18 protein-coding genes are annotated in these 24076 nt (G+C 61.6%); 9 read left to right on the forward strand and 9 right to left on the reverse strand.

Annotation, left to right across the window (positions count from 1 at the left end; translation table 11 throughout):
* The first annotated feature begins 26 nt into the window (after nt 1-26).
* The 4 genes from R2940_16520 to R2940_16535 are packed head-to-tail and all read left to right on the forward strand — an operon-like array spanning nt 27 to nt 4389.
* Complete coding sequence (locus R2940_16520; protein ID MEZ4601394.1) at nt 27-665, forward strand: hydrogenase; 639 nt, start codon at nt 27-29, stop codon at nt 663-665.
* Nucleotides 666-669: 4 nt separating this feature from the next.
* Nucleotides 670-2100, forward strand: a complete 1431-nt coding sequence (locus R2940_16525) for a proton-conducting transporter membrane subunit (GenBank protein ID MEZ4601395.1) — start codon at nt 670-672, stop codon at nt 2098-2100.
* Nucleotides 2097-3620, forward strand: coding sequence for an NADH-quinone oxidoreductase subunit C (locus tag R2940_16530; protein MEZ4601396.1), 1524 nt, complete (start codon nt 2097-2099; stop codon nt 3618-3620). Before R2940_16525 ends, R2940_16530 begins: the two co-directional genes overlap by 4 nt.
* Before the next feature lie 13 nt (nt 3621-3633).
* Nucleotides 3634-4389 (forward strand): hydrogenase, encoded by a 756-nt coding sequence (locus tag R2940_16535; GenBank protein MEZ4601397.1) that lies wholly within the window; start codon nt 3634-3636, stop codon nt 4387-4389.
* Between the two features lie 140 nt (nt 4390-4529).
* Here the strand turns inward: R2940_16535 and R2940_16540 are convergent, their stop codons facing one another.
* Both R2940_16540 and R2940_16545 read right to left on the reverse strand, forming a co-directional pair.
* On the reverse strand, nt 4530-5330 hold the full coding sequence (locus R2940_16540) for an NlpC/P60 family protein (GenBank protein MEZ4601398.1): 801 nt from the start codon (nt 5328-5330) through the stop codon (nt 4530-4532).
* Nucleotides 5327-5557 carry a hypothetical protein gene (locus R2940_16545; GenBank protein ID MEZ4601399.1) on the reverse strand — a complete coding sequence of 77 codons (231 nt, stop codon included), beginning with the start codon at nt 5555-5557 and terminating at the stop codon, nt 5327-5329. Before R2940_16545 ends, R2940_16540 begins: the two co-directional genes overlap by 4 nt.
* Here R2940_16545 and R2940_16550 point away from each other — a divergent pair.
* The 4 genes from R2940_16550 (at nt 5538) to R2940_16565 (ending at nt 11748) form a co-directional block, all read left to right on the forward strand.
* Complete coding sequence (locus R2940_16550) at nt 5538-7352, forward strand: chloride channel protein (protein MEZ4601400.1); 1815 nt, start codon at nt 5538-5540, stop codon at nt 7350-7352. The two genes, R2940_16545 and R2940_16550, sit on opposite strands and share 20 nt — an antisense overlap.
* Entirely contained in the window at nt 7345-9564 is a 2220-nt protein-coding gene (locus tag R2940_16555; protein MEZ4601401.1) for a UvrD-helicase domain-containing protein, read from the forward strand. The genes R2940_16550 and R2940_16555 overlap by 8 nt, the downstream gene beginning before the upstream one ends.
* Nucleotides 9565-9797: 233 nt before the next feature.
* Nucleotides 9798-11249: a DUF4139 domain-containing protein gene (locus tag R2940_16560; GenBank protein MEZ4601402.1), complete on the forward strand. Its 1452-nt coding sequence runs from the start codon at nt 9798-9800 to the stop codon at nt 11247-11249.
* A 166-nt stretch (nt 11250-11415) separates the two neighbouring features.
* Nucleotides 11416-11748, forward strand: a complete 333-nt coding sequence (locus R2940_16565) for a DUF4282 domain-containing protein (protein MEZ4601403.1) — start codon at nt 11416-11418, stop codon at nt 11746-11748.
* A 141-nt stretch (nt 11749-11889) separates the two neighbouring features.
* Here R2940_16565 and R2940_16570 read toward each other — a convergent pair whose 3' ends face one another.
* The 7 genes from R2940_16570 to R2940_16600 form a co-directional block, all read right to left on the reverse strand.
* Nucleotides 11890-13206: a phosphatase PAP2/dual specificity phosphatase family protein gene (locus R2940_16570; GenBank protein ID MEZ4601404.1), complete on the reverse strand. Its 1317-nt coding sequence runs from the start codon at nt 13204-13206 to the stop codon at nt 11890-11892.
* Nucleotides 13161-14903 (reverse strand): bifunctional alpha/beta hydrolase/class I SAM-dependent methyltransferase, encoded by a 1743-nt coding sequence (locus R2940_16575; GenBank protein MEZ4601405.1) that lies wholly within the window; start codon nt 14901-14903, stop codon nt 13161-13163. Before R2940_16575 ends, R2940_16570 begins: the two co-directional genes overlap by 46 nt.
* 171 nt (nt 14904-15074) lie before the next feature.
* Entirely contained in the window at nt 15075-15716 is a 642-nt protein-coding gene (locus R2940_16580) for a lysophospholipid acyltransferase family protein (GenBank protein MEZ4601406.1), read from the reverse strand.
* A gap of 253 nt (nt 15717-15969) precedes the next feature.
* Nucleotides 15970-16968, reverse strand: coding sequence for a phosphatidate cytidylyltransferase (locus tag R2940_16585; GenBank protein MEZ4601407.1), 999 nt, complete (start codon nt 16966-16968; stop codon nt 15970-15972).
* The gene (locus R2940_16590) at nt 16965-17570 is read right to left on the reverse strand and encodes a CDP-alcohol phosphatidyltransferase family protein (GenBank protein MEZ4601408.1); all 606 of its coding nucleotides are present in this window, start codon (nt 17568-17570) and stop codon (nt 16965-16967) included. Before R2940_16590 ends, R2940_16585 begins: the two co-directional genes overlap by 4 nt.
* 353 nt (nt 17571-17923) lie before the next feature.
* Entirely contained in the window at nt 17924-21313 is a 3390-nt protein-coding gene (locus R2940_16595; GenBank protein MEZ4601409.1) for an acyl-[ACP]--phospholipid O-acyltransferase, read from the reverse strand.
* Nucleotides 21314-21348: 35 nt separating this feature from the next.
* Nucleotides 21349-22344: an amidohydrolase family protein gene (locus R2940_16600; GenBank protein MEZ4601410.1), complete on the reverse strand. Its 996-nt coding sequence runs from the start codon at nt 22342-22344 to the stop codon at nt 21349-21351.
* A 267-nt stretch (nt 22345-22611) separates the two neighbouring features.
* Between R2940_16600 and R2940_16605 the strand changes: the two genes are divergently transcribed.
* Nucleotides 22612-24075 (forward strand): sigma 54-interacting transcriptional regulator, encoded by a 1464-nt coding sequence (locus tag R2940_16605; protein MEZ4601411.1) that lies wholly within the window; start codon nt 22612-22614, stop codon nt 24073-24075.
* Nucleotide 24076 lies beyond the last annotated feature (1 nt).

The raw sequence follows: 24076 nt of genomic DNA on the forward strand, positions 1-24076 counted from the left end.
GGAACCATTATCGGAGATGTGATTCCATGTACGGTCTAAGTAATTTCTGTCTGCTGCTGGTCATTCTGCTCAACTTCTTCTGCCTCGGGAGTTCCCGGTTGGCGGCGTGCATCCGGGCCGTCGCATTGCAGGGGGCGCTGCTGGCTCTGCTGCCGGTCACGGCGCACGGGTTTTCCGGTCATGCCCTGCTGCTGGCGGTCGGCGCCTTCCTTCTCAAGGGGTTGTTCATCCCCTGGCTGCTGCTCAAAGCCATCCGTGAGGTGAAGATCCGCAAGGAGGTCGAGCCGTTGATCGGGTTCGTGCCGACGATGATCCTCGGTGCCCTGGTGACTGCCGGCGCCTTCATCTTTGCCGATTCCCTGCCGCTGGTCGAGGGGCATCGTGGCGGACTTTTCATCCCCACCGCCCTGGCCACGCTCTTTGCCGGTTTTCTGCTGCTGATGACCCGTCGCAAGGCCATTACCCAGGTGCTGGGCTACCTGGTTCTGGAAAACGGCATCTTCATCTTCGGAGTGCTGCTTTCCGAAGCAATGCCTCTGATGGTCGAGGCCGGGGTCCTGCTCGACCTGCTGGTCGGCGTTTTCGTCATGGGGATCGTCATGAACCAGATCAACCAGGAATTTTCAACCCTGAATACCGAATACCTCTCGGCCCTCAAGGAATAACGCCATGTTTGCCCTGCTGATCCTCATCCCCCTGGCCTTTGCCGCTCTGGCTCTTGTCACCCCCTGGTACCAGGCCCGCTCCTGGTTGCTGCCGGCGGCCGGCGGAACGCATCTTAGCCTGGCCATCCTGCTCTGCAGCCGTCGCGAACCGGCGGCGCCGGCCGGTACCTGGGTCGGGCTCGACGCCCTTTCGGTCCTGGTGCTCCTGGTGACCAGCGTTCTGTTTCTCGCCTGCGCTCTCTACTCTGTCGAATATCTGAAAATGCGCCGGGATCGGGGCAACCGGGCCATCGTGCCCTGTCTGCTCGTTTTTCTTTCCGCAATGACCCTGGCGGTGACGGCCCGTCACCTCGGGGTGCTCTGGATTGCCGTTGAAGCGACGACTATTGCCAGCGCTCCTCTGATCTACTACAACCGAAACCGCCTGTCCATCGAGGCCACCTGGAAATATCTGCTGATCTGCTCGGTCGGCATCGCCCTGGCGATGCTCGGCCTGATGTTCATTGCCTATGCGGCCCTCGGCGGCGGGGCGGATGTCAGCCTGCAACTCGACAGTCTTCTGGCCGAGGGACCGACCCTGGCCCGGCCCTGGCTCCACGCGGGTTTTGTTTTCCTGCTGGTGGGTTTCGGCACCAAAATGGGGCTGGCCCCGCTGCACACCTGGAAACCCGATGCCTATGGTGAAGCATCGGGCATGGTCGGTGCGCTTCTGGCCGGCGGGCTGACCAGCGTCGCCTTTCTGGCGATACTGCGGGGGATGCAGATCATGGCCGCCGCCGGCGATCTCTCCATGGCCCGCCAGGCCATGCTTGGGCTGGGACTGCTCTCTCTGCTGCTGGCGGCGGTGTTCATGGTGCGCCAGCCCGACATCAAGCGGATGCTGGCCTATTCCTCGGTTGAGCACATGGGAATCCTGGCTATCGGGGTCGGCATCGGCGGCTTGGCCACCTTCGGCACCCTGCTGCACCTGATCAATAATGCTTTGACCAAGGGTTGTCTGTTTCTTTCGGCGGGTAACATTCAGCGAGCCTTTGCCAGCAAGCATCTTTCCGAAGTGCGTGGTGCGGCAACCGCGCTGCCGGTATCGGGAGGCCTTTTTCTGGCCGGCTTCCTGGCCATAACCGGATCCCCCCCCTTCGGGCCTTTCCTGAGCGAGTTTACCATCCTTCGAGGGATCTTCGAATCGGGCCGGATGGCGGTGGGTGTGGTTTTCCTGCTCCTGCTGGCCATGGTGTTCATCGGCATGGGGGCTACGGTTCTCAGTGCAACTCAGGGGGAGCCGACCGAGCCGGATCTGCATGCCAGGGATCGGCTGCTGCTGGTGACGCCTCCCCTGGTGTTGCTGCTGGCGGTGCTTGTGCTCGGCCTTTATCTTCCCGCCCCGCTGACCAGACTTTTGCAGGAGGCCGCTTCCCTGCTGGAGAGCAAGCCATGACGAGCCGGATCGATACGATGGGGACCCTGAAAAACCCCGGAACAACCCCGCTGGCTGCCCTGCCGGTCCTCGCATTCGAGGAGTTTTCCTGCAGGCTCCTTGCCCAGCTTGAAGCCGAGGGGCGGATTGCCGCCTATTTCGCCGCACCGGTGGAAAGAGATCTTCTCGACCTGTTCGCCGTTATCGTCTGTGATCGCGAGGGGCTGCTGCATCTGCTGCGCACCAGGATCGGCCGCAGCTTCCGCTCTCTGACCCCCTGCTGTCCTCAGCTCCATCTGTTCGAGAGGGAAATTGCCGAACAGTACGGAGTCGTTCCCGAGGGCCATCCCTGGTTCAAGCCCGTGCGGTTCCAACGAAGCTGGACCGATCGTGACGCCTGGGGTCGCGATCCCCGGAACCGGCCGGTTCCAGGCGACATGAACTATTATCGGGTGGAGGGGGAGGAGGTGCACGAGGTGGCGGTGGGGCCGGTGCATGCCGGTGTCATCGAACCGGGACATTTCCGGTTTCAGTGCCATGGTGAGCAGGTGATGCATCTCGAAATCTCCCTCGGCTACCAGCACCGCGGGCTCGAAATCCTTCTATCCCCCGGTTCCGCGGCGGCGATGCATCAAGTGGAGACCGTTGCCGGCGATACCACCATCGGCCATGCAACAGCCTACTGCCAGATCCAGGAAGTTCTGGCCGGCATGCAACCTTCGCCCCGTGCTCAGGCCGTGCGGGCCCTGGCGTTGGAGCTGGAACGTTTGGCCAATCATGTAGGGGATATCGGAGCACTGTCCGGAGATGTCGGGTTTCTGCCAACGTCGGCCTACTGCGGTCGTTTACGCGGTGACTACCTCAACTTCACCGCCGAACTCTGCGGCAACCGGTTCGGCCGCGGTCTGGTAAGACCGGGCGGGGTGGCATACGATGTTCCTTCCGATCTGGCCGCTCGCCTGCTGGAGCGCTTTGAACCGGTCGCGCGCAACACCCTTGGGGCCATCGACCTGTTTTTCGAAACCCCCTCTGCACTTGCCCGTCTGGAAGGGACAGGCCGGGTGAGCCAGGCCGATGCCCGGAGCCTCGGCCTGGTCGGTGTTGCGGCCAAGGCCTGCGGCCTTGCCATCGACTCCCGTCTGAATCATCCTGCGGGTGCCTACACAGGTGTTTTTGACCGAACGGTTGTGGAAGAGACCGGTGATGTCTACGCCCGCGCAAACGTTCGCCGCCGCGAAATTCGTCATTCGCTGGAGTGGGTCAGAAAAGCCCTGCAAAAACTGCCGTCCGGAGAGCTGCTGCGGCCGCTGCCGCCAACCGCTCCCGAGAGCCTGGCGGTTTCCCTGGTGGAGGGCTGGCGGGGCGAGGTGGTTCATGTTGTTCTGACCGACCGGCAAGGCCAGCCCCTCCGCTACAAGATCGTCGATCCGTCCTTCCGCAACTGGAGCGGGCTGGCCATGGCTTTGAGGGGGGAACAGATTTCCGACTTCCCGCTTTGCAACAAAAGCTTCAACCTGTCGTATTGCGGCTTCGACCTGTAAGGAGAAACAGGGCATGTTGAAAATCATCGTTGAACGGCTGCGCCAGGGTCACCGGACCGGCAAATATCCCCGTCAGGACCCGGTATTGCCGGAGCGGTTTCGCGGCCGGCCGGATCTGAAACCCGAACTTTGCCCCGAAGCATGCCGCAGTTGCATTGCCGTCTGCCCCTATGGAGCGCTAGACAAGGAAGATGGTCGATTGCGGCTGGATATGGGGCTGTGCCTGTTCTGCGCCGAGTGTGCGGCCGCCTGTTCCCATGGGGCCCTGACCTTTTCCCGCGACTGGCGCCTGGCAGCGCGGCGGCGAGAGGAACTGGTGGTCGACGGTGGCGAAGCCATTCTGGCCGAGGCTTTGGACAAGCGGATGCAGAAGCTGTTCGGACGCTCACTGAAGCTGCGCCAGGTTTCGGCGGGGGGCTGCAACGCCTGTGAAGCCGATCTCAACGTGCTCGGAACCCTGGCTTTCGACCTCGGCCGCTTCGGCATCCAGTTCGTCGCCTCCCCGCGTCATGCCGACGGCATCATTGTGACCGGTCCGGTCAGTGAGAACATGAAGAGTGCCCTGCTCGACACCTACGCCGCGGTGCCGGAACCGAAGCTGGTCATCGCCTCCGGCGCCTGCGCCATCGGCGGCGGGCCTTTTTTGACCAGCCCTGAAGTCAACAAAGGCATCGGCGATCTGCTGCCGGTCGACCTCTACATCCCCGGCTGTCCGCCCCATCCCTATACCGCCCTCGATGGGCTGCTGCGGCTGCTCGGGCGGCTGTGAATGGTTTCTCCCGGTAAAACACGGAGAGCTTCAAGGCCCGCGATCGCGGGCCTTTTCTTTTGGGATGCGAGGAGCTGTCTCGAACTTAAGGTCAAAGGCCGATTTCGATCCCGATTTCGATTTCGATTTGGAGGGTAGATCTAAAGATAGCTGCGGCCGCCCATGTAGGTTTTGGTGAAGAAGGAGTTGGACAGTTTTTCGATCCGGACCTTGTCGCCGGTGCGGGGGGCGTGGATGAAGCGGCCGCCGCCGATATACATGCCGACGTGACTGACCCGGTTACCGCCCCGGGTGGCGAAGAATACCAGGTCCCCTTTCTGCAGTTTATCTTTTGGAACCCAGCGCCCGGCCTGAAACTGGTTGCGGGACACCCGCGGCAGGTTGAGGCCGTTGAGGCGGTAGCAGACCATGGTCAGGCCGCTGCAGTCGAATCCTCCCTGGCTGTCGGTTCCGCCCCATTGATAAGGAACCCCGAGAAAACGGTGGGCGGTTCTGACCAATTCCTCCCGCAGGTCGCCTCGACCGGTCTTGCGGATCCGGGCGGCCGCGTAATCTTCCGGAATGACAATGAAGAAGGCATCGATCAAACCCTGGGTCTGCAACCGCTCGGCCTCGCTGCGGGCCATCTGGTAGGAAGGGTGATTGCCGAACCTGACCTTGAACAGACCGGATTCATGGCGGAAATAATAGGCCTCGATCCCCCGCTGCTGAAGCAGCTGTTCCAGGCGCACGGCATTCTCCAGATTGCCGAAGGCGCCGACCTGGGTGGAATAGCCCATGGATTCAAGGGGAACATCCGTCTGAGCTCCTATGACTTCACCCAAGGGGTCCTGGTAATCTGAATAATCGTAAACCGGTTTGCGCAGAAAAGGGGCGCAGCCCACGAGGGCTGCCAGCATCAGCAGGGTCAACAGTCGGGCGATTCCGGCGGTCCGGGTCATCGGAACTCCTGGGTAAATGAAAAGAAGGGTAGCACAAAAAGCCTGAGGATTGGAAATGGATCAGTCCGCGACGCTGCCCAAAGGGAGAGAAGGGTTGCCACTTTCCGGCGGGATATGCAAATTCCGGATTTGCGGTTGATTTGCCCGGCGAGACCTTTTAGAATCGAAAATTGTTTTTCGCCCTGGAAATCTCCCGCAGAAAGTCTGATGATGACAATGCCGCACATGTCCCCTGCCTCCCTCTCCTCCTGGTTTCGACGACGGGCCGCCGCCCTTTTCCCCCGGCTCGGCATGACCGAAAATACCTTCATGGCCCTGGTGGCGGTCGGTATCGGTATCGCCGCAGGACTTGGCAACTACGCTTTTCGCAAAGCCATTGACCTGATTCATTGGCTGGTCATCGAACAGGGTTCGGAGTTTTTTGCCATTTCCTTGGAGCAGTGGAGCTTGTCCCGCTTCTGGTCGGTGCTGTTCCCGATGACCGGCGCCCTGCTGCTGATCCCCCTCTGGATCTTTTTTCCCAAGGATATGAAAAGCGGTATTCCCGACTTTCTCGAACGGGTCAATCTCAAAGGGGCGAAGATTCCGGGACGGCTGATGTTCACCCGTGGGCTGGCCTGCGCCATCACCCTTGGGACGGGGGGATCCGCCGGACAGGAAGGCCCGATCGCTCAGATCGGGGGCGCCATCGGCAGTCAGATCGGGCAGACCTTCAAAATGAGCGGCAACCGGCTCAAGGTGATGGTGGCCTGCGGGGTGGCCGCCGGGATCGCGGCGACCTTCAACGCACCGATTGCCGGGGTTTTTTTCGCCCACGAAATCGTGCTGCTTTCGGCCTTTGAACTCACTAGTTTTACCGCCATCGTCATCTCCAGCGGCATCAGTACTGTCATCTCCCGCGCCCTACTGGGCGATCTTCCCGCTCTGCGGGTCGATGTCTATCCCCTGGCTCACCCCTGGGAACTGGCTTTCTACGCGATTCTCGGCATCCTGATCGGCGGGCTGGCGGTGCTGTTCATCGATTTTCATTACCGGATTGTCGACCGGTTCGCCGCTCTCAAGCTTCCCCGGCTGGTCAAACCGCTGCTGGGAGGAGCGCTGGTCGGGATTATCGGCATCGCCTTTCCCCAGGTTTTCGGCAACGGCTATGAGTTCATGGAGTCGGTGGTCTTGCGGGGAGAGGGCCTGTTGTGGGTACTCGCCGCACTGGTGATCGCGAAAACGGTGGCGACGTCCATCACCCTGGGCTCCGGCATGCCGGGGGGACTGTTCGCCCCGGCCCTGTTCATCGGTGCGGTCACCGGAGGGGCCTTCGGCAAATTTCTGGCCTGGCTTTTTCCCAACACGGTCAATCTGACAGGAACCTATGCCCTGGTCGGCATGGGCGCTTTTCTCAGCGCCGCCATGCACGCGCCGATTACCGCCATCTTCCTGCTGTTCGAGATGACCGGCTCCTACGATGTCATCATCCCCATCATGCTCTCCTGCGTCATCAGCACCGCCATCTGCCGCCACTACAAGTCGGACAGCCTCGACACGGTGGAGTTGTCCCGGGCCGGCATCGATCTGGAGGCGGGCAAGGAGCGGAACATCATGAAGTCGCTCAAGGTGGGGGACGTCATGACCCGCGACCCTGAATCGGTTCCCGAAAACATGACCCTGCGCCAGTTCAACGAGTTCATGGTCAGCACCCGGCATGCCAATTTCCCTCTGGTCAATCGCAACGGGGATCTGACCGGGATCATTTCCGTGCAGGATTTCGCAGGGGTGGTTTTCGAGCGGGACCTGCTCGATCTGGTGGTGGTCAAGGAGCTGGCGACCCTGAAGGTCATCACCGTTTTCGAGGACGATAACCTCGATTCCGCCATGCGCAAGATCGGCTACCGGAATATCGAGCAGTTGCCGGTGGTGGACAAGGAAAGCGGCCAGAAGCTGCTCGGCATCATCTCCCGCCGGGATATGGTCTCGGCCTACAACCGGGTCCTGATGGTGCGCTCGCTCGAGGATGAAAGCGATGAATGATCTGTTGAAATCCCTGAACGGCATGCAGCGCGAGGCGGTTTTGCATCAGCAGGGACCCCTGCTGATCCTCGCCGGCGCCGGATCGGGCAAGACCCGGACCCTGACCCATCGCATCGCTTGGCTCATTCGCCAAGGTCAGATACCCCCCTGGCAGATTCTGGCGGTGACCTTCACCAACAAGGCCGCCGGCGAGATGCGCGAGCGGCTGCAGCGCCTGCTCGGCTCTTCCGAACTGCCCTGGGTCAGCACCTTTCATGCCGCCTGCGTGCGCATCCTGCGGCAGGAGATCGGGCATCTGGGGTTTTCCTCCCATTTCACCATCTACGACGATCAGGATCAGCAGCGCCTGCTCAAGGACATTCTCAAGGAATTGAACATTCCGGAGAAGACCCTGCAGGCCCGCTCGGCAGCCGGTGCCATCGACGGCGCCAAGAACAAGGGGCTGCGCCCGGAGCAGGTCGACCGGGGCGATTACTACGGAGACCTGATCGGGCGGGTCTATGCGCTTTACCAGAAGCGCCTCAAGCAGGCCAACGCCCTCGATTTCGGGGATCTGCTGCTGGTCACCCTGCAGCTCTTCGAGGACCATCCGGCAGTTCTCGCCAAATACAGCGAACGCTTCCGGCATCTGCTGGTGGACGAGTTCCAGGACACCAACCAGGTCCAGTATCGCCTGGTGAAGCTGCTCGCCGGGGCCCACGGCAACCTGTGCGTGGTCGGGGACGACGACCAGTCCATTTACGCCTGGCGGGGAGCGGAGGTCGGCAACATCCTGGGCTTCGAGAGGGATTTCCCCGGAACCCGGATCATACGACTGGAGCAGAACTACCGGTCCACAGCCACCATTCTGGAGGCGGCGGGGGGAGTGGTGGCGCGCAACGTCGGACGCAAGGGCAAGACCCTGTGGACGGAAAACCCGGCCGGCGACAAAATCACTCTCAAGGATTGCGGCGACGACCTGGAGGAGGCCCGCTTCGTGGCTGCGGAGATCGTCCGTCTGCGGCGCAACGGCCGCCATCTGCGGGACGCTGCGGTGTTCTACCGCACCAATGCCCAGTCCCGCGCCCTGGAGGAGGCCCTGGTGAGAGAGGGCCTGCGCTATGTCATGGTGGGTGGGGTGAAGTTTTATGCCCGCATGGAGGTCAAGGACGTGCTGGCCTATCTGCGGGTGCTGGTCAATCCCGCCGACTCCCTTTCCGCCCGCCGCATCGTCAATGTGCCGGCCCGGGGCATCGGTGCGAAAACCGTGGAGCAGATCATCGTCCTTGAAGAAGAAGCCGGAGGTTTTCTGCCGGCCTGCGATCTGGCTCTGGAGCGAGGCCTGCTCAAAGGGGCCGCTGCCGCCAAGGTGGCTGCTTTCGCCGAGATGATGCATACCCTCCGTTACAAAGTGGATCAGCTGCCGTTCCCTGAACTGACGGCCACCCTGATCGAGGAGAGTGGTTACGGGCCGATGCTGCGGGAGGCGGCTCATTCGGCTCTGCTGCAGTCGGATCGGGAAGAGGCCCAGGGTCGCCTGGAAAATCTGGAGCAGCTGCTGGCCGGCATGGAGGAGCACCAGGGGACGGAGAAAACCCTGGAGGAATTCCTCGAACAGGTGTCCCTGGTGACCGATCTCGATGCCTACGATGGCAACCTCGACCGGGTCACGCTGATGACCCTGCATGCAGCCAAGGGCCTTGAATTCCCCGTGGTTTTTCTGACCGGCATGGAGGAGGGGCTTTTTCCCCATGGTCGTACTTTACAGGAGGGGGACTCTCTCGAGGAGGAGCGGCGGCTCTGCTATGTGGGTATGACCCGGGCGATGGACAAGCTTTATCTCAGCCATGCCCGAAGGAGGAGGATCTACGGCGATTTTCAGTATAATCCCCCAAGCCGTTTCCTGGGGGAAATTCCCCGCCATCTGCTCTCCGGTGGCGAACAGCCGACCTTGCGGCATGCCGCCACTCACAACCTGGCCTCCGTCTTCGAGCAGTTCGAGCCGGAGCTTTTCGAAGAGCAGGAGGATGTTTTCGAGGAAGAGGTGCGGATGGTTCCCGAGGCGGAAGGGGGGCTCCCGCGCATCGGCCAGCAGGTGCGGCATGCCAAGTTCGGTATCGGCACGGTCCGGCGCCTGGAAGGGAGCGGCGACCAGCAGAAGGTCTTCGTCTACTTCCGTACCGTCGGCATAAAAAAGCTGCTGCTCAAGTTCGCCGGGCTGGAGCCGGCGTGAGGTTTCAGATGGTCCCACATAGTCGTACTCGTACTCAGTCCCCGAAGGGGCGGTGCTCGTACGCGTGCTCGGAATTAAACGTCTTCTTGTTCCTATCGTTTCAATGCAGGCAAACAGGTCATCGGCGCCGATGCGGATGTGCGAGGGGCTCGAGGACGAGTACGAATAATTCGGATGCAAGTCGGGCCAGGTGCATAACCAGAAAGGTTTTTCCATCCATCATGGAGGCTGGAATGAAGGGAACGTACCGAAATGTTCTGGGGATTCTTCTGATTTTGGCCGGCTGCTTTACGGCCGGGGTTGTTCATGCCCGGCAGGATCTGCCGGAAGTGCGCAGCACGCTGCAGGATCAGAAGCAGGTGGCGGTGACCATCTACAACGACAATCTGGCGCTGGTCAGGGATCTGCGGCGGATCGCTCTGCCCAAGGGAGAGAGCCTGCTGGCGCTGCGGGAGGTCAGCGGCGGCATGATGCCGGAGACGGCTCTGCTGCAGGCATCCGGGGACGGGAAAACCCTGCAGGTCATCGAACAGAGCTTCGATTTCGACCTGCTGACGCCTGCAAAACTGCTGGAAAAATACGTTGGCCGGAGCGTCGAGGTAGTGCGGGTTCACCCGCAGACCGGTGCCGAGAGCCGCGAGCAGGCCGAAGTCCTGGCCGCCAACGGCGGGGTGGTGCTGCGCATGGGCGACAGGATCGAGACCGGAGTCCCCGGCCGGCTGGTGTTTCCGGCCGTGCCGGAGAATTTGCGGGACCGGCCGACCCTGGTGGTGCAGCTGGCCAGCGATCGGGCCGGCGAGCGGGAACTCGAGCTGAGCTATCTGACCACCGGGCTCTCCTGGGAGGCCGACTATGTGGCCGAGCTGAATCCCGCAGATGACCGGCTCGATCTTTACGGCTGGGTCACCCTGTCGAACCAGAGTGGCGCCGAATTCCGGGATGCGCGGCTGCAGCTGGTGGCGGGGAATGTGCACCGGGTCGCCGGACCTCCAGTCATGGATTTCGAGGCCCGCTCCATGATGGCGATGGCCGAAGCCCCCAAAATGGCCGAGGAGACACTGCTCGATTATCATCTCTACACCCTCGATCGCCCGACCACCATCAGGCAGAACCAGGTCAAGCAGGTGGCCCTGCTCACGGCGGCGGGAGTGCCGGCGGCCAAGGAGTATGTGCTGCGCGGCGGGGAATATTATTACCGGGGGCGTCATGGCGACCTAGGTGAGAAGCTTCATCCGGCGGTTTATCTGGAGTTCAATAATCGTGAGAAATCCGGCCTTGGCGTGCCGCTGCCGAAAGGGGTCATTCGCGTCTACAAGCAGGACAGCCGCGGCAACGCCCAGTTCGTCGGCGAGGACAGGATCGAGCATACCGCGAAAAACGAAGCAGTCCGTCTCCGTCTGGGCGAGGCCTTCGATGTCAACGCCAGGAGGGTGCAGACCGATTACAAGAAGCTGGCCGGGGGCGAAAAGGAAACCCTGATCGAAAGCGCTTATCGCATCGAACTGAAAAATGCCAAATCCGAGCCGGTGACTGTCATCGTTGAAGAACCGATGCCCGGAGACTGGCAGATCGTCCAGGAAAACCTGCCGCATGAGAAGAAAAATGCCCGTACGGCCGTCTGGAAGATCAGGGTCCCGGCCGAAGGGGAGGCCCAGCTGACCTACCGGACGCGGGTGAAGTATTGACCTGCTTCCTGTGCGGCAGAGGCAGGAAAGATATTTAGAGGGATCAGGGCATTCGGGGGCCAAGGGGCTTCTAAAGAAATTATTATTGAAATCTTATTAGTGGCCGGCATAGACTCCTGTCGATGCGCAGGCAAGTGGTTTTTTCTCTATTTCAGGGAGGTTTGTGATGGACAAAGGTTTTTGGGAAGGCATTTTGGGCAGTTTCCTGGATTTTTCTTTTTCTGAATTCGTGACTACCCGCCTCATCAAGGTGCTCTATATTTTGGGCATTGCATGCGCCGTCATCATGGGCCTGAGCATGATCATCTCCGGTTTCGGCAATGGGTTCGGAACTGGTATTCTCAGCCTCATTCTGTCTCCCATCGCTGTGGTGCTGGCCATTCTGGCGGTTCGCATCTATCTGGAGCTGCTCATCGTCCTGTTCCGCATCGCCGAAAACACCTCCGACCTGGTCAAACTGCAGAAGCCGGAAGCACCTGCCGCCGACGATCTGGCATAGCATTAAGGGTTCGCACAGGAATTTCGTCGACACAGACAAAAAGGCCGGCTCCATAACTTTGGGGCCGGCCTTCGACATTTCAGAGATAAGCCAAAAATCTTGTAGCAGTATTTTCGGATGATCTCGGCAATGTCGTTTTCGTCAGGATGGGGCGAGGTTTGAGGCTATTGCCATCCGGGCTTCAGGTCGCACGATCAGGGAGGGCCTGGCCCGCAGCAGGATCGTGGTCGCTTCATCAACCGATCCCGCCAACCCTGCTGCAAGGAGCCAGCTGCCGACCACGGCGGCGCTCCTCGAATAACCGATCTTGCAGTGGACGTAAACGATCCCTTTTGCTTTTTCCGAGTTTATAAACTCGAGAGCCGCGGACAATTGTCCCGGGCTAGGGGCGGTCAGGTCGAGAACCGGCAGGTTCAGGTAGCGCACCGACCGGAAGGCCTGGGGTTCGGAAAATTCCGAGGTTAGGTCGAGGACCGCCGTGACCCCGAGTTGCAGAGTTTTTTGCGCCTCCTTTTCATCAAGCCTGCGGCCCATCCAGAGATCGGGCAGGATCTGGTTCCAGGGGTCCGCCCGGCGCTGGTAATAGAGCAGGGAGAGCCGATGCCCGAGGAGTACAGGGGCCAGAAGAAAAAGGGTGCTCAAGGGCAGGCGGCCGTCCGTCTTGTGAAAAACGTCGGCGATCAAACCGAAATAGGCGGCACTCACCAGGAGAAGGGCGAAGGCGGGCCAGAGCAGGAGCAACCACCAGCCCTTGAGAGCGAGGGCGGACAGGATCAGGGCAGCACCACCGCAGGCGTAACAGGAGCCTGCCCGATAATTCCTGGCAGGAGTTGCGGCGACAGGTTCGCGGATCAGATAGAAGCAGAACAGGGCGAGGACAAAGCCGCCGGCGACGTCGATGATGTGATGCTGCCAGGTGAGAACGGTCGAGAAGCCGATCAGGCTGAACCAGAGGTGAACCAGCCACTGCAGGGAGCCCCGGGTGTGGCGGGCGTAGGTGTCGGCCAGGAGGGTGCGCAGGGCGATGTGCAGCGACGGAAACATGTTGTACGGGCGATCGAAACCGTGCAGGAAGGTGAAGATCGGTCCCGTCCAGCCCTGAGGCACCGGCCGCGGCCAGGCGAATTGCAGGGGCATCAGCAGGAAGAAGGCCCCGGCGGCCAGGATGGCGAAAACGATCCGTTTGGCAAGCAGGTTTCTTTCCGCCCGGTCGGCGCAGACGAAGGGCGCGGCGATGAAGAACAGGTCGATCGACATGTAAGGGATGATCATCACCGGAACGAAGGGGATCATCCGCTCCCAGCCGTAAACCCAGGTGCCGACGTCGCTGCGCAGCGAGGTGAGCCAGGAACAGCCGCCATAGACCGCGATGAACAGCAGCGAGGTGGCCGCAGAGAGCAGCGCCGCGTAGATCAGTTCGCCGCGCGTCGGGCGACGGAGACGGTGAAAATGCCCCATTGGTCGACCTCCATTGCGATTTTTTCGAAACCGACTGCCCTCACCAGTTCGTCCATCTCGGCCTGGGAACGGCGGCGCATGATCCAGGGATCTCCGTCACGGTTGCTGAGAACCCGGGCGATCATGTCCACCTGTGGGTGCCAGGGCTGGCCGGTGTAGAGCAGGTAGCCACCCGGTTCCATGACGTCGGCGATCCCTTTCAAGGAGGCGCAGACCATGCCGTTGTCGGGGAACAGTTCGTACAGTCCCGATACGATGGCCAGATTGGGCCGGGGTCCCACGGCACGGATCGAATCGGGATCGAAGGCGTCCCCCTGTTCGAAGCGCACGTTCTCCAGCCCCATCTCCGCCGCGAGCGCCCGTCCCTGATCGAGGTTGGCCGGGGTGAAATCCCGCAGCAGGGCGCTGATCTCCCGATGACCGTTGACCTTGAGGACGTTGAGCACATAACGGCCGCATCCTGTGGCAACGTCGAGCAGACTTACCGGTTCGCCCGAGGCGGAGATCCGCTCGATAGTTTCGGTCAAAAGCTTCTCCAGATTCTCGCGGCGGTGGCGGATGCCCTTCCAGCCGATGGCGTTCAGGTAATTCCGGTCGAGGAATTTCCCCGGGAACCCCAGCCCGCGGGGCCGGTTCTCATAAACATAGTCGAGGGACTGGCCGGAGTCGAAGCCGGTTCTCCAGCCGAGGCGGATCCCGTCGCTCATTCTGCCGATGGTTTGCATCCCCAGTTTCTGAATAGCGTAGAAGAGGGCCGAAGGCCAGGTTGTGGACTGCCGCAGCAGGTCGTATTCAGTCCGGGTCGGACCGCCCCGGTCGGCTTCGAGCAGGGCCGAGCGGTCGATCTCGCGGTCGAAGGCTTCGAGGATGAATTCCCGGGCGTGGGTCAGCGGCCGTTGTCGCTCCTTTTCATTCAGGAGGGCGTGAAAAAACCCCGGATAGGCCTCCATCCGTTTCTTGGTCGAGCCGAGCCGGCGGTAGAATTGCCTCTGCGCCGCGTTCTTTACCACCCAGTCGGAGCCCGCCGAAAGGACCAGGGTCGGAGTGGTGATGGCGGCGGCGTCCTCGATGATGCGGGTTGCCGTATCGTGCATCTCGAGCAGGATGTTGACGGCGATTTCCTTGGTAATCAGCCTGTCCGCATCGTAGTCGAAGGCTGCCTCGGCATCATGGGTCAGCATCTTCGACTTGACATAGCTGCTGACGAAAGCCTTGCCTTTGATCTTGAGCAGCAGCCGGAGCAGGGGGATCGCCAGCGGCACATAGAGGCGGATACGGAAGGCCGGTGCGGCCAGGACCAGGGCGCGGATGCGGGGAGCGTAGTCGTGCACCCAGGCACTCGCCGTCACCGCGCCGACGCTGTTTGCCACCACGGCGATGTTTTCGACGGGGATCCCGTATTGTTCCGAAACATGGCGGACGAAGGCGTCCAGATCCCTGACCAGGTGGTAATAGCTGTCGGCATGGCCCCGTTCCCCCGGCGACTGGCCGTGGCCCCGGTTGTCCCAGGAGAAGGCCCAGAAGCCGGTCAGGCCGAGGCCCTCGACCTGAGAGGCCACCCGTCCGGAATGCTCGTGGCCGCGGTGGATGATGATCACGGCCCTGTCGCTGGTCATAGCGGGTTTCCAGCTGCGGTAAAACAGGCTGGTATCGTCCCAGCTGAGGAACGTTCCTTCCGATGTCGTCCAGTCTTCCATGCTGCCCTCCTTCGGGAAATGTGCGAATTTTTCAAAACCAAAACCGAAAATCTGTTCTCGCGCAAAGGCGCAAAGGGCGCAAAGGAAAAGCAGAATTTACAGGTTTTCTTGGCGCTCTTTGCGTGCTTGAGTGAGCAAAGCGAACGGGCACGAGGCGCTTTTCAAAAAAGGTTATTCCAATATGGTCCGCTGAACCTGCCGGGCCAGCTCCTGCATGCGTTTTTCCAGCTGCTTCATGAACTCCCCCCGCGATCCGGTCCAGAAGATCGACTCGCCGACGACCAGGTCGCAGACGATGGGAACCAGGATGCATTCCCCCCGGGGCAGGGCCTTGCCAAGCCCCTGCATGAAGACAGGAATGACCGGCACTTCTGGATGGCGTTGGGCCAGATGCGCCACGCCTGATTTGAAGGCGGCCAGCCGTTCCGGTTCACCCCGGGTTCCTTCCGGAAACAGCAGCAGGATATCGCCCGACTCGATCGCTTTTGAGCAACCGGCCAAGGGATCGCTCTTGCCGCTGCGGACCTGGCGCTGCAGGGGGATGATGCCGATGATGTTCAGGGCGAACCAGGCCAGCCATCGGTTTTTGAGGAAGTAGTCATCGGCGGCTACGGGGCGGAATTTTTTCAGCAGCCGCAAGGGGAAAAGCGAGGTTAGGACCATGGTGTCCAGGTGGCTGTTGTGGTTGGCGACGATGATCGCCGGCGCGGCTTTGTACAAACCCTCGCGGTTGCGGATGTTGACGCCCAGGGCGAAGAGGATCAGGGGGCGGATGATGCAGAGGTGCCAGATGTGGCGCAGGATGTTGGTCATTGTTATATTCCTGAAAGCATTATAAAACCTGTGAAACCGCGGGGGTTCGTCCCTTGCGCGACGAACCCCAACACCGCGGGGTTGCGTCCCCGCGCGAGTAAGCAGAAAAACGCGCCCCGCTCCTTGCCCGCCTTTTTCGCCCGCCGTCCACTCCGTTCCGGCTGCGTCACAGGGGGGTTGACAGGCAGAATCTGAAAAACCAAAATCGCCTCACTCCTCACTCCTCACTCCTCACTCCTCACTCCTCACGCATTCAGAAGTAAAAGTAATAAACATAATGAAAAAACAGCGGGGCGGTGAAGGTCAGGCTGTCGACACGGTCGAGGATGCCGCCGTGGCCGGGGAGCAGGGTGCTTGAGTCCTTGATGCCGATGTCCCGTTTGACCGCCGAGATGCAGATGTCGCCGAAAAATCCCGCGACGGCGATCAGGGCTCCCACCGGCAGGGCCTGCAGAGCCGGTATGGGGGTCAGCAACGGGGCGAGAAGGCAGGCCAGGATGGCGGTGGTGGCAATGCCGCCGATCAGGCCTGCCCAGGTCTTGTTGGGGCTGACCGTGGGCACGACCCTGGCGCGGCCGAGGCTCTTGCCCCAGAGGTACTGGGCGATGTCGTTCAGTTCCGTCAGGCTGATCAGAAACAGCACCAGTCCCGCTCCCGCCGCTTTCCCCTCTCCGTTCATGGGGAGCACCAGCAGGTAACCCAGGTGGCTCAGGCTGAGCACGGTGGTCATCAATCCCCACTGCAGGGTGCCGGCCGCCTTGAGGAAGCCTTCCGTCTGCCCCCGCAGCAGCATGCGCATCGGCAGCAACAGGAACATGTAGATCGGGATGAAGATGATGAACATCCCGTACCATTCGATGTAGGCCCAGAAATATTGCAGCGGAATGGCCAGGTAAGCCCAGAACAGCACCCGATGGTCGGCGCGGCGGGTGGGGATCAGGGTGATGAATTCCTTGAAGGCCAGATAGGAGATCAGGCCGAAGAAGATGATGGCGGCGCCTTTAGACAGGAGCAGTGCGCCGAACAGCAGGGCGACGATCAGCCACCAGGTTCTGATTCGCAGCACCAGTTCGGAGTGGTCCTTCTGAGGGCGCAATTTTTTCAGGATCAGGATGGCGGCGGTGCTGACGACCAACAGCGCCAGGACGGCCACCATGAACCAATGGACGCCGGACATCTGTAGGGGCGGACCCGCGTGTCCGCCCTGGTTCGTGACCATGCCCGATGCCGACAGGAAAAGCGACGGAATCATGCCTCCCCCTCCGCCAATGCGCGTTTGGCCCGATTGAAGATGGTCAGCAGCAGAAGAACGAAAATGGCGAACAACGCGATGTGCAGCCAGAGGCCGGCGGGAACCCCGGCCGCAAGCAAAAGTGCCAGCACGCCGAAGGCGAAGGCGCGGTCGCTTTTGCCCATCGGGCCGTCGTAACGCCGTTCCGCCCCGACGAGCAGGGCGAGCACTCCGGTCATCTCGCTGATAATGGCCAGGATGACGGTCAGTACCATCAGGGTCCGGTTCATGCCCGGAACCGTCGCCAGCGGCAGGTAAAGAGCGGTGTCGGAGAGGACGTCGCCAAGTTCGTTGAGGATCGCGCCCAGGTTGGATTTCATGTGGTGTTCCCGGGCCAGCATGCCGTCGATAGCGTTCAGGGCCATGCGCAGGAACAGCACGATCGGCAGCAGGCAGAGGGCCCATTGGGCGCCGCCGCTGAGCCAGATGATCACGCCGGTTGCCAGGGACAGCTGCAGGGCCGCCAGGGTGACCTGGTTGGCGGTGGTGCCGCGGTCTGCCAGGGTTTGGCAGAGGGGGCGGAGGAGGTTTTGGAAGGCTGGTTTGAGTTGGTAGATGGTCATGTCTCATCTCATTCTGTTGTTGGATCTTTTACATCGCGGGGTTTTGTCCCCGCACCCTTGATAACACCGTGGGGTTGCGCCCCCACACGACGCCTTACTCTTTTGATGCGCGTCAAAAGAGTAAGCAGAAAAACGCGCCCCGCTCCTTGCCCGCCTGCGGCGGGTACCCTCCGCGAAGCAGACGTCGGGCGGGCGGAAAAAACTCGCTCGCTACGCTCCCTCAGACAGTTTTTCCGCCTTTTTCGCCCGCCATCCACTCCGCTCCGGCTGCGTCACAGGGGAAAGAGAGTCAAAATCTTTTGGACCTTGAACCTTGAACCTTGAACCTTGGACCTTGAACCCTGAAACCTGCCCTACCCCTGCATCGCCGCCATCGCCGTCTCCCTAACCCCTCTCAGATCAAGCTTTCCAGTGCCCAGCAGCGGCAGAGTGTCGACCTGAACGAAACAATCCTTGCCCGGCTTCCAGAGGTTGGGCAGGTCGGATTCGGTCAGCAGGCTGTGCAGGGTGGGGGCGTCGCCGGCTTCCGGGGTGTGGACCACCACCAGTTTTTCGCCCCGCTTTTCGTCGGGGATGCCGGTTACTGCCAGTACGCCGGTTTGGCCCAGGGCGGCGTGCAGGGCGTCTTCCACCGCGCCGTGGGGGATCATTTCGCCGCCGATCTTGCTGAAGCGGGCGAGGCGGTCGGTGATGTGCAGGAAGCCGCTTTTGTCCAGACGGCCGATGTCGCCGGTCACGTACCAGCCGTCGCGGATCGCTTCGGCGGTCTTTTCCGGATTTCCCAGGTATCCGAGCATGAGGTTGGGGCCCTTGACCAGGATCAGTCCAGTCTCGTCCTCCCTCTTAAGTTCGAAGCTGTCCGGGTCGACGATCTTGACGGCGACGCCGGGGACAGGCAGGCCGACGCTGCCTTCCCTGGAGCCGGTCTGACGGATGCCGTCGATCTCCACGTCGGGGACCGACAGGCTGATGACCGGCGAGAGTTCGGTGGCGCCGTAGCCTTCCAGGGGGCGGATGCCGAATTTCTTCTCGAAACTGTCGGCCAGTTTGCTCTTGAGTTTCTCCGCCCCGGTCATGACCAGCCGCAGGGAGGCGAAATCCTCCTCTTTGGCGCGGCGCAGATAGGCCATGAGGAAGGTCGGGGTGGCGATCAGCAGGGTCGAGCGCTGCTCCCGGACCAGACGCGCGATGGTCTCCCCATCCAGGGGATTGCTGTGGTAGGCGGCAGAAAAGCCGGACAGCAGCGGCAGCCACAGGGTGCCGGTGAAGCCGAGGGAATGGAAAAAGGGCAGGGCCGAGCAGATGTTGTCCCTGCGGTTTACGCGGAAGACGATGCGCAACGCCTCGAGGTTGGAGAGGATGTTGTGGTGCGACAGCATCACCCCCTTCGGCTCCCCGGTGCTGCCGGACGAGAAGATGACCGTCGCCAGGCTGTCGGCCCTGAACCCTTTCGGTCGGGCCCAGAACCGGGTCGGCAGCCAGCGGGCGACGCAGAAGGCGCGCAGTTTTTCGCCCGTGGCGATTCCGGCCAGCAGATCCTCGACGAAGACCCTGCCGGACAGTTCCGGCAGGGTGCCGAGTTTTTCCAGGAACAGCTTCGAGGTGACGGTGGTTCGGATCTCGCAGCGGTCGAGGGCCGAGCGGATGCCCTCTGCCGATGCGGTGTAGTTGAGGTTGACGGGCACCGTGCCGTTGAGGTTCAGGGCCAGGTTGACCAGCGCCCCGGCCGCCGAGGGGGGCAGGCAGACCCCGGCCATGCGCGCATCGCCGGTCACGGCGGCCAGCCCCTTCGCCAGAATCCGGGCCGCGATCAGGGTTTGACCGTAGGTTAGATCGCGCCCAGCCGTATCGGCGATCGCCCGGCGCCGCCAGTTCTGCCGGGCGGTCTCCACAAACAGCTCGCCCAGGCTGCGGCGCTGGGGCTTGCGGGAGTCGAACCAGGCGGCGGACAGCTCCATCACCGCCCGGCGCACGTCGTGGGCGCTGCTGCCGGCCGGCAGAGGCTCGCCGAAAGCGATGGTGACCGGATAGGGCAGCTTCACGGGAAAGCGGGCCAGCAGTTTGCCGTGGGCGTAGGAGAGGATGCTGCCCCAGGCGCCGCCGATGTAGATCGGAATGATCGGGTGGTCGCTGCCCTTGACGATCCGCTCGAAGCCACCCTTGAATTCATTGAGCATGCCGTTGCGGGTGATCTCCCCCTCGGCGAAGATGCAGACCATGTAGCCGTCGTCGAGCGCCCGGCGGGAGTTGTTGATGAACTCCACCAGGCCTTTGCGGCCGTCTTTGGCCGATACGGGAATCACTTTCATCAGGCGGAAGATCCACTTGAGGAAGGGGGTGCGGTAGATGCTGCGATCCATGACGAAACGGATGCGCCTCTGCTGGGTGGCGACCAGCAGCAGGGCGTCGACCCAGGAGACGTGGTTGGCGATCAGCAGGGCTCCCCCTTCGACCGGCACGTTCCTTTCCCCGATAAGGGTGAGCCGGTAGCCGATCCGCATGATCACCAGGGCGATGAACCGGATCAGGAAATCGGGCAGCAGCCAGAGGGTCAGGCCGGCCAGTATCAGGGTGATGATGCCGAGCAGACTGAAGGCGGCGCCGGCGGACATGCCAAGGGACTTGGACACCAGCCAGAGCAGGCCCGAGGCCGCCAGGGCGCCGACCCAGCTGAGAAAGCTGGATGCGGCCAGGATTTCACCGCGGCGGTTGGCCGGAGCGCGGAGCTGGATGAAGGCCTGCAGGGGCACGATGAACAGGCCTGCGCTGATGCCGAACAGGGCCACTATGATCAGCACCGCCGGGAGGTAGGGCGGGACGGCGTGCAGGGCGAAAGACGCCACCGCCAGCCCCGCGGCACCGATCGGCACCACGCCGAATTCGACGTTGCAGCCGGAGAGTCGCCCGGCCAGCCAGGAGCCGAGACCGATGCCGATGGCGGCGGGCACGAAAAGGTATCCGCTCTGTTCCTGACTGAAATCGAAAATATCCTTGCCGTACTGCAGGAGGTTGAGCTGGCAGAACGCGCCGACGAACAGGAAATAGGCGGCACCGATGACGGCCAGGAGCAGATAGTTGTCCTCCCGCAGGCTTCGCAGGGTGCGCCAGTAGGCTGCCGGCGATGCGGTGAGGGGGCGGCCGGTGTCGGGCACCGGTGTCGACGGCAGGGTGCAGGCGGTCACGAAACCCGCCAGCGCGAGGACGACTCCGGCCAGCAGGGCGATGCCGTAGCGTCCCCCGGACAGTTGCGCAAGGAAGGGCGCCAGAGCCGTACCGCTGACAATGGCCAGGAAGGTGAACATCTCCAGCAGGCTGTTGGCGCGGGACAGGGCTTCCCGGCCGACCATCTCGGGAACTACGCCGTATTTCGCCGGAGCCATGACCGCACTGTGGCAGCCGAGCAGGAAAATGGCGAGGTACAAGAGGACCGGACTGTGCAGCCAGGCTCCGCTGACGGCAACAAGGGCGATGCCGATCTCAGACCCTTTTACCCAGAGAATGATGCGGTTTTTCGGGAAATGGTCGGCCAGTGATCCGGCCAGCGCCGAGAACAGCAGGAAGGGGATGATGAAGGCGGCGCTTGCCTGGGCCGCCACCGCGCCCGCCTGATCGATGCCCGTCGGGCCGATCAGGAAGAACACGATGATCAGCTTGATCAGGTTGTCGTTCAGGGCCCCGAGGGCCTGAATGACATTGAGACGGCGGAAGCCGGAAGTCAGGTGCGGAATGTCGATGTCAGCCATGATGACCTCATTGGGAGATTTCGGTCTTGGGGGCGTCACAGGTCCTGGTTGGCCCGGCGCAGCAGGCGGGGAGTATTGCCGAGCACCCGGACCGGAAGCCCGAGGGCCAGTTTCAGCTGCAGGTCCTGGTCCCAGGGATTGCGCAGTGCGGCCAGCCGCCGGATGGTGCCGAAGGGCAGTCGGCCCAGCTGAAACCAGGGGGAGGTCAGTCCGGTGCGGGGCAGGGGCATGTCGGTGCCGTAATGCAGCCGGTCGTGGTACTGCTCGTAGCGCAGGATGCGCTGCAGATGGCCGAGGCGGTTGATCTGGGTCAGGGCGGAAATGTCGCCGTGCAGGTTGGGGAACTTTTTCATCAGCGCCAGGAAACGGTCGAAGTTGCGCTCCACGCCGTTGCGGCCGTTGCTGGCGCAATGGGCGGCGATAACGGTCACCCCCTGTTCCAGGGGCAGTCGCAGTTTCTCCGGATCGGCCAGGGTGTTGTCGGCCCGGGTGAAGGATTCCTCCTCGCCCGTATGGCTGAGCAACGGCAGACCCAGTTCCGCCAGGCGCCGGTAAAAGGGGGTCAGCGAATTGTCCGAAGGGTCGATGCCCTGAATCGAAGGCAGCCATTTCAACAGCACCGCTCCGCGGGCAACCGCCCGCTCGAGGCGATCGAGAGCGTCGGGACGGTAGGGGTTGACGCTGGCGCCGAAGAGCAGGTTGGGATACTGCCGGCAGGCCTGCTCGACGAAAGTATCGGGGATATACAGTTCGGTGAGGTTTTCGTCGAATTGCCCGCTGCTGTCGACGGCGCCGTCCAGGGCGAAAACGACCGCCTGATGAACCGAGCTCGATTCGGCGAGCTGCTGCGACATGCGGCGCAATACCAGCATATCCCCTTCATTCTCCAACTCATTGGAGGTGACGCCGAACGCCTTGAGGTAGTAGCGGAATTTCCAGCTGCCGCGCATCTTGGCGGAGATCCGGCAGCCGCTGTTGCCGGCGCCGATACCGGCGGTGTGGCAGTGGATGTCGATGACTTTGTCCTGCATAAACCCCTCTCGTTTTTTTCTTTAATATGCGTAATCGTACTCGTACTCGTACTCGGCTTTTCAGGCTTCGAGTACGAGTACCGTCCCTTCGGGACTGAGTACGAGTACGATTAATTGACTACTGCTTTCTTCGCAGGAGCCGTGCCAATTTCGAGCCAAGGATAAATTTTGCTGAATTAAAAAGATAATTTTCTTTTCGGCGGCAGATCCATCCGTGGCAAATAAAACCTGTTGACAAAAAATGCATACACGATGCACATTTTGTGTATGAATCGTCAACGAAAATTGACGGTCGAGGACCGTCGGACCTTTGAACTGATCAACCGCGCCGCTTTCGCCAACCCCTTCGGCCCCGAACGGGAGGAGCTGGACCGGCAGATTTCCGGGGAGAATTCGAGCCTTGGGCGGGAACAGCTTTTTGACCGGGCCGTTGTCCGGGCAGGGGAGGTTCTGCGGCGCCTCGGACCTGCCGATCTGCGGCTTTATGATGCCGAGGACCGGGACATTCTGCGGCATGCCTTCCTGTTTGAAATCTTTCACCAGTTCCGGAATCCCTTCGACGACTTCATTCGACGGCAGATCGCGGAGGGAGACAAACCGTGCAAAGCCTCATTCGCCCGGGAAGTGCTTTCCCGGCTGTCGGCGGCCGGTTTCGACGAGGAAGAATCCCGGCGATATCTTGCTATTTTCTATCAGATCCGCCGGGCCTGGTATTTCATCGACCAGACCCTGGCCGGTCTTTCCCCATCCATGCGCAACCTGCGCCGTCGGCTCTGGAACAGCATCTTCACCAGCGATATAGAGCGCTACGAAAAGCTGCTGTGGAACCGGATGGAAGATTTTTCGACCCTCCTGCTGGGGGAGACGGGTACCGGCAAGGGTGCCGCCGCGGCGGCCATCGGCCGTTCCGGTTTTATCCCCTATGACGAGCAGAAAGATTGTTTCGCCGAGAGTTTTACCCGCAATTTCTTGCCCCTCAACCTCTCCCAGTATCCTGAAACCCTGATCGAATCGGAACTTTTCGGTCACCGTAAAGGGTCCTTTACCGGCGCCATCGGCGACTATGAAGGGGTGTTTTCCCGCTGTCCCGCCCACGGCTGCATCTTTCTGGATGAGATCGGCGATCTTTCCCTGCCGGTGCAGATCAAGCTGCTGCAGGTGCTGCAGGAACGTACCTTCCATCCCGTCGGCAGTCACGAACGGAAGCGGTTTCACGGCCGGGTGATCGCCGCCACCAACCGGCCTCTCGAGGAGATGCGCCGGGATGGACAGTTTCGCGACGACTTCTACTACCGCCTCTGTTCCGACATTATCGTCCTTCCCAGCTTGCGACAGCGTCTGGAAGAGGACCCCCGGGAGCTGGACGTGCTGGTGCGGACCGTGCTTCGCCGCATGCTCGGGTCGGAGGGGGAGGAGCTTGAGGGTTTCGTCATCGCCGCCCTGCTGGATTCCGTCGGACTCGATTACCATTGGCCGGGCAATGTGCGGGAGCTGGAACAGGCCGTCCGGCGGATTCTTGTTTCGGGGAGTTACCAGGGGGAATCGGCGGCCCCAACCGTTCCGGCGATCCATTCCTTTTTTGCAGAGAAAGGAGAGTTGACCGCCCGCCAGCTTTTGGCCGCCTATTGTGAGCTGCTTTTTCAGCGCTATGGAACCATCGAGCAGGTCGCCCGCCGGACCGGCCTTGACCGAAGAACGGTCAAGAAACATCTTGCCGATCGGTCTTTCTGAC

Source organism: Syntrophotaleaceae bacterium, assembly GCA_041390365.1.
GTDB lineage: Bacteria > Desulfobacterota > Desulfuromonadia > Desulfuromonadales > Syntrophotaleaceae > JAWKQB01.

What these genes read in the sequence shown, in the direction of transcription:
- R2940_16520 (MEZ4601394.1), top strand. Translation starts at nt 27, where the DNA reads ATGTACGGTCTAAGTAATTTCTGTCTGCTGCTGGTCATTCTGCTCAAC.
- R2940_16580 (MEZ4601406.1), bottom strand. Translation starts at nt 15,716, where the DNA reads ATGACCAACATCCTGCGCCACATCTGGCACCTCTGCATCATCCGCCCC.
- R2940_16585 (MEZ4601407.1), bottom strand. Translation starts at nt 16,968, where the DNA reads ATGATTCCGTCGCTTTTCCTGTCGGCATCGGGCATGGTCACGAACCAG.
- R2940_16570 (MEZ4601404.1), bottom strand. Translation starts at nt 13,206, where the DNA reads ATGGGGCATTTTCACCGTCTCCGTCGCCCGACGCGCGGCGAACTGATC.
- R2940_16560 (MEZ4601402.1), top strand. Translation starts at nt 9,798, where the DNA reads ATGAAGGGAACGTACCGAAATGTTCTGGGGATTCTTCTGATTTTGGCC.
- R2940_16575 (MEZ4601405.1), bottom strand. Translation starts at nt 14,903, where the DNA reads ATGGAAGACTGGACGACATCGGAAGGAACGTTCCTCAGCTGGGACGAT.
- R2940_16605 (MEZ4601411.1), top strand. Translation starts at nt 22,612, where the DNA reads ATGAATCGTCAACGAAAATTGACGGTCGAGGACCGTCGGACCTTTGAA.
- R2940_16590 (MEZ4601408.1), bottom strand. Translation starts at nt 17,570, where the DNA reads ATGACCATCTACCAACTCAAACCAGCCTTCCAAAACCTCCTCCGCCCC.
- R2940_16540 (MEZ4601398.1), bottom strand. Translation starts at nt 5,330, where the DNA reads ATGACCCGGACCGCCGGAATCGCCCGACTGTTGACCCTGCTGATGCTG.
- R2940_16555 (MEZ4601401.1), top strand. Translation starts at nt 7,345, where the DNA reads ATGAATGATCTGTTGAAATCCCTGAACGGCATGCAGCGCGAGGCGGTT.
- R2940_16525 (MEZ4601395.1), top strand. Translation starts at nt 670, where the DNA reads ATGTTTGCCCTGCTGATCCTCATCCCCCTGGCCTTTGCCGCTCTGGCT.
- R2940_16530 (MEZ4601396.1), top strand. Translation starts at nt 2,097, where the DNA reads ATGACGAGCCGGATCGATACGATGGGGACCCTGAAAAACCCCGGAACA.
- R2940_16565 (MEZ4601403.1), top strand. Translation starts at nt 11,416, where the DNA reads ATGGACAAAGGTTTTTGGGAAGGCATTTTGGGCAGTTTCCTGGATTTT.
- R2940_16545 (MEZ4601399.1), bottom strand. Translation starts at nt 5,557, where the DNA reads ATGTGCGGCATTGTCATCATCAGACTTTCTGCGGGAGATTTCCAGGGC.
- R2940_16535 (MEZ4601397.1), top strand. Translation starts at nt 3,634, where the DNA reads ATGTTGAAAATCATCGTTGAACGGCTGCGCCAGGGTCACCGGACCGGC.
- R2940_16600 (MEZ4601410.1), bottom strand. Translation starts at nt 22,344, where the DNA reads ATGCAGGACAAAGTCATCGACATCCACTGCCACACCGCCGGTATCGGC.
- R2940_16550 (MEZ4601400.1), top strand. Translation starts at nt 5,538, where the DNA reads ATGATGACAATGCCGCACATGTCCCCTGCCTCCCTCTCCTCCTGGTTT.
- R2940_16595 (MEZ4601409.1), bottom strand. Translation starts at nt 21,313, where the DNA reads ATGGCTGACATCGACATTCCGCACCTGACTTCCGGCTTCCGCCGTCTC.